At 42.5% G+C, this 7,429-nt stretch carries 6 protein-coding genes; 2 read left to right on the top strand and 4 right to left on the bottom strand.

Annotated features, from left to right (window positions below; genetic code table 11):
• Positions 1-10 precede the first annotated feature (10 nt).
• The gene (sthA, locus tag BZA03_RS18655; protein WP_110289557.1) at positions 11-1,432 is read right to left on the bottom strand and encodes a Si-specific NAD(P)(+) transhydrogenase; all 1,422 of its coding nucleotides are present in this window, start codon (positions 1,430-1,432) and stop codon (positions 11-13) included.
• A 179-nt stretch (positions 1,433-1,611) separates the two neighbouring features.
• Entirely contained in the window at positions 1,612-2,739 is a 1,128-nt protein-coding gene (locus tag BZA03_RS18660) for a fatty acid desaturase (protein WP_014950711.1), read from the bottom strand.
• A 341-nt stretch (positions 2,740-3,080) separates the two neighbouring features.
• Here BZA03_RS18660 and fabR point away from each other — a divergent pair, with 341 nt between their 5' ends.
• Positions 3,081-3,677: an HTH-type transcriptional repressor FabR gene (fabR, locus tag BZA03_RS18665; RefSeq protein ID WP_014977408.1), complete on the top strand. Its 597-nt coding sequence runs from the start codon at positions 3,081-3,083 to the stop codon at positions 3,675-3,677.
• A 120-nt stretch (positions 3,678-3,797) separates the two neighbouring features.
• Here fabR and trmA read toward each other — a convergent pair whose 3' ends face one another.
• The gene (trmA, locus tag BZA03_RS18670) at positions 3,798-4,895 is read right to left on the bottom strand and encodes a tRNA (uridine(54)-C5)-methyltransferase TrmA (protein ID WP_110289558.1); all 1,098 of its coding nucleotides are present in this window, start codon (positions 4,893-4,895) and stop codon (positions 3,798-3,800) included.
• A gap of 176 nt (positions 4,896-5,071) precedes the next feature.
• On the opposite strand from trmA, the gene BZA03_RS18675 reads away from it, so the two are divergent.
• Positions 5,072-6,385 (top strand): DUF5610 domain-containing protein, encoded by a 1,314-nt coding sequence (locus BZA03_RS18675; RefSeq protein WP_110289559.1) that lies wholly within the window; start codon positions 5,072-5,074, stop codon positions 6,383-6,385.
• 79 nt (positions 6,386-6,464) lie between these two features.
• On the opposite strand, the gene BZA03_RS18680 is transcribed toward BZA03_RS18675, so the two are convergent.
• Positions 6,465-6,929: an RNA-binding protein gene (locus tag BZA03_RS18680; RefSeq protein WP_014950707.1), complete on the bottom strand. Its 465-nt coding sequence runs from the start codon at positions 6,927-6,929 to the stop codon at positions 6,465-6,467.
• Positions 6,930-7,429: the final 500 nt, after the last annotated feature.

Consider the following 7,429-nt stretch of genomic DNA (forward strand, 5'->3'; position numbering starts at 1 on the left):
TTTGTGTCCGTTAGAAAATTCTATTAAGTCCATTAATAGCAGCAACTCGATAAGCTTCTGCCATGGTTGGATAGTTAAACGTAGTGTTAACGAAGTAATCTATGGTATTGCCTTCGCCCTTTTGCTGCATGATCGCTTGGCCGATGTGAACAATCTCGGAGGCACGTTCACCGAAACAATGAATGCCCAAGATTTCTTTAGTTTCGCGATGAAACAAGATTTTCAGACTTCCTGTCTGCGTTGACGCGATTTGGGCTCTGGCCAAATGTTTGAACTGAGCTCTTCCCACTTCATAAGGCACTTTCGCTGCAGTAAGCTCTTGCTCTGTTTTACCAACAGAACTTATTTCTGGGATTGTGTATATGCCTGACGGAATATCTTCTACCAATGCCGAATGTGTTTTTATGCCAAGCATAGCTTCAGCGGCAAAGCGACCTTGGTTATAAGCCGCAGATGCTAAACTTGGATAGCCAATGACATCGCCGACTGCAAATACATTGTCTACGTCAGTTTGATAATTTTCATTAACCTTGAGTTGGCCTCTGCCATCGGCTTTTAAACCAATATTCTCGAGTCTAAGTGTATCTGTATTACCCGTTCTTCCGTTAGCAAACAAGAGACAATCTGCGCGCATACGCTTGCCCGACTCTAAGTTTAAAATAACCGAGTCATCGGTAGCTTCAACCGAAGAATAGGCTTCATTGTGCCGGATGAGTACGCCATTGTTCCACAGGTGATAACTGAGTGCGTCTGATATCTCGTCATCAAGAAATGACAGTAAGCGATCGCGCATGTTAACGAGGTCAACTTTTACGCCTAGTCCTCTGAAAATACTGGCATATTCAGAGCCAATGACCCCAGCGCCATAGATAATTATTGATTTGGGATCGTGATCTAAAGATAGGATAGTGTCTGAGTTATAAATACGCGGGTGATTAAAGTCGATGTCTTTAGGACAATAAGGACGCGACCCTGTGGCAATAGCAATTTGGCCTGCAGTGACAGTATCTTTAGAGCCATCTTTACGGGTTATCTCTAACGTATGCGCATCTACGAAACTGGCTTCGCCGTGAAATAGCGTCACACGATTTCTGTCGTAGAAAGAAGAGCGAAGTCGAGTTTGGCTTTTTACCACACCGCTAGCATGGCGCATGATGTCAGAAAACGTAAGACTCTTACTTAAGTGGTTGTCGGCAAACAAGGGAGAAGAGTTATATTCAATAAGACGACTTACTGAGTGACGAAGCGCTTTCGATGGAATGGTTCCCCAATGGGTACAACCCCCTCCCACTGCCTCGTAGCGCTCAACAACCGCCACTTTTTTTCCGGCTTTGGCAAGCTGCATTGCAACGCCTTCACCACCAGGACCTGTGCCAATAACGATAGCGTCGTAATGATACGACGGGGCTTTGGTTTTTTGCTTCGTTGCCATCTTACTTTCCCATGTTGTTACTTTTGTAATGCGATGTCACCACTAGATTAGCCGCAATACAAAATGAATGATTCTGGTTTTAGTATAACGACCTTATCCAACTATAGAATAAAAAAAAACCACATAAGCAGACACTTATGTGGTTCTTAGCGTTCAAACGTATAAAAGAGGGCGTTAATTTACGCCATTTGCAATGACAAACTATGTAACTGTGTCCATTTCTCTTTCTGTACAGCAAATGCGTGTTTCAGCTCTTTGTACTTGTATGCAAGCTCAAGCCCTTCGATACTGCGCTTTAGGGTGCGTTGTTTAACGCGCATAACACGTTTTTTCGTGGCGTAGTATTCACTCATGCGCTGCATTAACAAGTCGTATTCTTCTTGAATGGTATGCATCATTTCTTCAGCATTAGGCAGTAGCGATACTTTTTCACTTGCTCTTTGCAGCTGCATTGCTGCTAACGCTTTCTCGATGCGCTCTTCTGGCACTTTGCGAAGGTTGGATGTCAGTCCTACCAGTGATAATCCCTTAATAAGCCATTTTGTAGGATCAAACTGATACCAGCGAATGCCATTACGATAGTCGTACTCAAAGATGTGATGGTAATTGTGATAACCTTCACCAAAGGTAAAAAACGCAAGAATACCGTTATCTCGTGCTGTGTTCTTATCGGTGTAAGGCTGGCTACCCCAAAAATGAGCAAGAGAATTGATAAAGAAGGTTACGTGATGCACTAGCACCAGGCGAAGTACACCGGCTACCAAGATCATGCCTAATACGTCACCATTTAAATAGCCCAGAAGACCTGTGATACCAAAGTTGGCCGCCAGCACGATGGGCAAATAGTAGTTATGCTGCCACATCACCACTTTATCTTTTTGAAGATCTTTACAGTTACTGTAGTCATCGTAACGTTTGGCCTGATACTCACGCAACATCCAGCCGATATGCGCAAACCATAGCCCTTTCTTGGCAGAGTAGGGGTCTTTGTCGTTATCATCAACATGACGATGATGAACGCGATGATCTGACGACCAGTGCAAAATACTATTTTGCAGCGCCATAGCGCCACCAATCGCAAGGATCACACGAACAACCACATTGGCGTCGTAAGTTTTATGCGACCATAAGCGGTGGTAGCCGGCAGTTATAGACATACCGGTAAAGTAAAATAGGAATATAGCCGCACCGATTTCTGCCCAATCGATGCCTTGATACGCCACCCATAGCGGCACACCAATAAACGCAATTGCGCCAGATATAATAAATACCAGCACATTAGTAAGGATAAGAGGAGGTTTTTTCATTTTATACAACTTGGCTTACAACTGTTCGCTAATTTATCGTTTTACGAGGCTTCAGGCAAGCAAAACCCAGATTAGTTCTGCTTACATGTGTAAAGTTTAATTATAGTAAAGCTACGCTGAAGCGCTCGTTAATTGTGGCTTTTTCTGCTTAATGCTTGTTTATAAAAGAGATGATTCTGTTTCTCTTTCCCCACTGGTGTGTGTTGCGATAAACTACACATGCTAGTCTTTGATGTACGAAGTTTGATTGCGTTAATGGCTATACAGATGACGTAAGGGCTTCAACCCTAAGTGCTAAAAATCATCAAGCCGTTCAGAGCTAATCAACCTATGGTGCGAATGTGAGTCGACAAGAACAGAAATTAAAAACCCGCCAAAATATCATTCATGCTGCGTTTTCTTTGCTCGATGAAAACCGCAGCTTATCGGCAATCAGCTTGCGTGAAGTTGCCCGAGAGGCAGGTATAGCACCTACGTCTTTTTACCGACACTTTAAAGATATGGACGAATTGGGTTTAACGCTGGTGGATGAAGCCGGTTTAGCATTGCGGCAGCTTATGCGTCAGGCAAGGCGGCGGATAGCCTCTGGAGGCGGCGTAATACATACTTCTGTTGAAACCTTCATGGAATTTATTGCGGCAAATACAAACGTATTTCGTTTATTACTACGCGAGCATACTGGTACGTCGTCGGCTTATCGGTTGGCAGTATTTAGAGAGATTCAACACTTCATCGACGAGTTGACCGACTACATTATTGAACAGCAGGGCGTAGAATACGCATGCGCGCAGCTTCAAGCTGATGCTATGGTTAGGCTCGTATTCAGTGCAGGTGCTGAAGCACTAGAAGCTGATGATAAGCTTCGCCGCGAAATTGGTGAGAGAGTGAAAGCACAGCTTCGCTTCGTTCAAGTAGGTGCAACGCAAAAAAGCGTATAATTGAATTAGTGGCGATTGGCCTTTTAAGTCCACATCGTTTGCTCTAATCAAAGCCACCTTATTTTAATACGTCTTCATAGGCCTTTGTGACTCCAAAGGCCTTGTCAATTTGTACCAAAACTAGCTTTTGCGTGTAAGTAAAACGCCCGCCTCAATGTGATGAGTAAACGGGAATTGATCGAATAGTGCCGATTGAGCAACGTCGTGAGTTTCACTTAAAAGCTCAAGATTTTGCGCCAGCGTTTCAGGGTTACACGAGATATACACGATATTATCGTAATCCTGAATCATTCTAAGCGAGTCTTCATCTAACCCAGCTCTTGGTGGGTCAACCAATACAGTTGTGAAATTATATGTACTTAGATCAATGCCTTCTAAGCGACTAAACGTACGTTCACCTTTCATAGCCTGAGTGAATTCTTCAGCGGCGAGTCTTACGATCTTCACATTATTAAGCTGATTTTGTTCAATATTAAACTGCGCAGCTTGTACAGAGGGCTTGGCTATTTCGGTCCCCACAACATTATCGAAGTGAAGCGCTAGCGGCAGTGAGAAGTTACCTGCACCGCAATACATCTCCAGTAAATCGCCAGAGAGCGGCTTTACGCAATCTAGTGCCCATTCAATCATGCTACAGTTCACTTCGGCATTGGGCTGAGTGAAGCTATTTTCGATATGCTTAAATATGAATTCTTTGCCATTAACGGGTAAGCGCTCAATAACAAAATCGTTGTCGATAATAAGCTTTTGTTTTCTCGCACGGCCGATGATGTTTACTTTCGGAAAGTGAGCCTCGAGTTTCGCCTTTAATTCTTTTGCAGCCTCTTGCCACTTCTCATCTAGTTGACGATGGTATAAAAGGCTGATGACAAGCTCGCCAGATAGTGCAGAAAGATAATCGATTTGAAAAAGCTTCTTTCTTAGCGCCTCATTTGGTCTTACTTCTTCAAGCAACAAAGCCATAGCATGGTTTATTGCTTTACAAGCTGGAGGGAAGCTATCTACGCGATACTTTTCTTTTGTTTCCTGGTTGAACATGATGTGAAATAAATCATCGCCCTCATGCCATACTCTAAATTCGGCGCGCATACGGTAGTGCGTTGGTTGCGATGGGAATACGGACAAGTCAGGCGCATTGAACGGAGAAAGTAACGCAGTAAGACGTTCTACTTTTTCGTCCAACTGAGCTTGATAGCGTTGTTGTTCGGTCGCGGTCATAAAATTCTCCATTCAATGTTGAGGTCGCGAATTGTAGTCCCTTATAAAATAACTGCAACAAGCGCTATCTACTTCTGCATTATTATTAGGAACGACCCAGTAAAAAAAGCTGTATTAAAATTAAACAATACTGATTCTTTGCCGATAATAAGATTGAGGATAGTGAGGATCAAATTATGAACGTGGGTCAAATTAAGGCTTTTATGGGCGACCAGAAGGTCGATCAAAAAGCAGATCAAAAGGCATCAGTTCACCCGAACGAAATGTTGAAAAAGCAGTTACAGCAAGACGGATTGCAGCAAGCGGCTGAGTTTTCTAAACAACAAGCGGCATCAGTATCTGTTTCCAGTAGCCAAACTAGCATCGGCTTACGTGTGGTAAGTAGCAGCCTTAACCAAGCGTTAGTTATAGATGGCCAAAAGCCACAAGAAGCCAAAGAGAAAAGCATTGAAGATAAGTCGAACAGTTTGTTCGACTTTGAAAAAGTTGCCAGAAACGTACTTAAGTTCGTAGGTGGCGTTATTAGAGGTGCGGCAAACGGTGGTGCCAGCGAAGAAAAGCTTAATGGCTTATTTAGCCAAGCGAGAGAAGGCGTAAGCCGTGGATTCGCTATGGCTGAAAAAGACCTCGCTGGTTTTATGAATGAAGAGATTGAGCAAGGAATGACAAAAAGCCGCGCTCTCATCGATACAGGAATAAACGATCTGGAAACTGACATATTTGGTCGCCAGCAGCCGAACGCTGTAACGCTTTCGTCCTTAAACGCGGTAGCTGCATCTGATGAGAAAAGCGGAAGCTTGCTGATTCGAACTAAAGATGGCGACGAAGTGAGTTTTAGTTTTGAGAGTCTTCGCTCGTTCCAAGCATCTCAACAACTTAATTTCCAAGCACAGGCATCTCAGGAGCAATCAGGCGGTAGTGGCGAGCAAGGTGAAAACAATTTTTCAGCGTCATACCAACAACAAACTTCGTACCAATACTATGAGCGAAGCGGTATTAGCTTTTCATTAAAAGGCGAGCTTGATGAAGATGAGTTAGAGTCGATAGCTGATTTGGTTGGTCAAGTTCAGGATCTCGCCGACACCTTTTACAGTGGTGACATCGACAAAGCATTTGAAGAAGCGTTAAGTTTAGGCTTTGACGATAAAGAGTTAGTTGGCTACGCGTTACAGTTAAATAGAACAACACAGACCGAAGTGCTAAAGACGTATGAGAACATCCAACATTACAATGAAGACAAAAGCGATAATTCGAAGTTTGGAAATGTGGTTAGCCCTATAGCGCAATATCTAGAAAAGATGATGGATACTTTTGCTAATGCCGAAAGTACGTTAGAAAGTAACGAAGACTATAATACCTTAATAGGTGGGTTGATTAATGAGATCAAAGACGTGCAGGTGCCAGATCTTGTATCTGCTATAAATAGGTTTCACGCTTTTAATCAAACGTTACTTAATGGACTTCCTCAATCTGCTGAGACAAGTGAATAACTAACTATTTACTAATATAAAAGCCCGGTAGCGAAAGCTAACCGGGCTTTTTTATAGCCTATAAACCGTACTCACAAAATTATGCGTGTTCGACTTTGTCCTTTGCAGGGCGAACTTTTAGGGTTCGCTCCTGGAAGATTGAGTCGTTAGTTTTATCGATAACGCTGTTTAAGTCGTCAGTTACAACTTCGATAAAACCGTATCCTTTTCTTTTTCCAGTTTTACGATCCTTCATTAAGCGAACCGACTGTACTTCAATAAAGCTACTGAAGTATTCCTTTACTGCGTTCTCGTTTGCTCTATAAGGCAAATTACCCACATATAAAGTTTCTACTGATCCGTCATTAGAATGTGCTCTGGCATCTGAGGAAGATGGACTTTGAATAAGAGACGCTAGCCAAGGAGTAACGATACCGCTGATCAGCAGAGCTGCTGAGACGGTCAGTGGAACATGGACGTTTAAACTAGCAGAAGAAAATAACAAGTAACCTGCAATTGCAAAAATAGCGCTAATAACAGCGCATTGAATAAAGCCTACTTTCATATACCTACCTTTCTATTGTTTATTATGGTGTTGGAGGCTGTATATAGTTTACTCATTTGTAACAAATTGAACAATAAAATGTGAAAAAACTAGTCTAAAGATGGATTGAGTCGCTAGAAATGATGCAGAAATGAGCGGTTAACACCAAAAGTGGCTTAAAAAGCAAAAAAATCCAATTTAAGTGTTGATCTTTCACAAGAGGTATCTATAATGCGCTCCACGTTCTGAGGGGGCTTCGAGAAAAACAAAGCCAACTCAGCAACAAGTGCAAAACCAAGTTTTAAAACAAATAAAAAGTTTAAAAACATGGTTGACATCGAAAACAAACGATGTAAAATGCGCACCTCACTCGAACAGGGTGAGTCACTAAGAAGCAACGGCTTCAAGTGAATGTTCTTTAAAAAATTAGACAAGACAATCTGTGTGGGCACTCGTTAAGAGTGTCACAACGACGATTCATATTTCGATATATTTAATTGAAGAGTTTGATCATGGCTCAG

It is taken from the genome of Alteromonas sp. I10 (genome assembly GCF_003201515.1).
Taxonomy (GTDB): domain Bacteria; phylum Pseudomonadota; class Gammaproteobacteria; order Enterobacterales; family Alteromonadaceae; genus Alteromonas; species Alteromonas macleodii.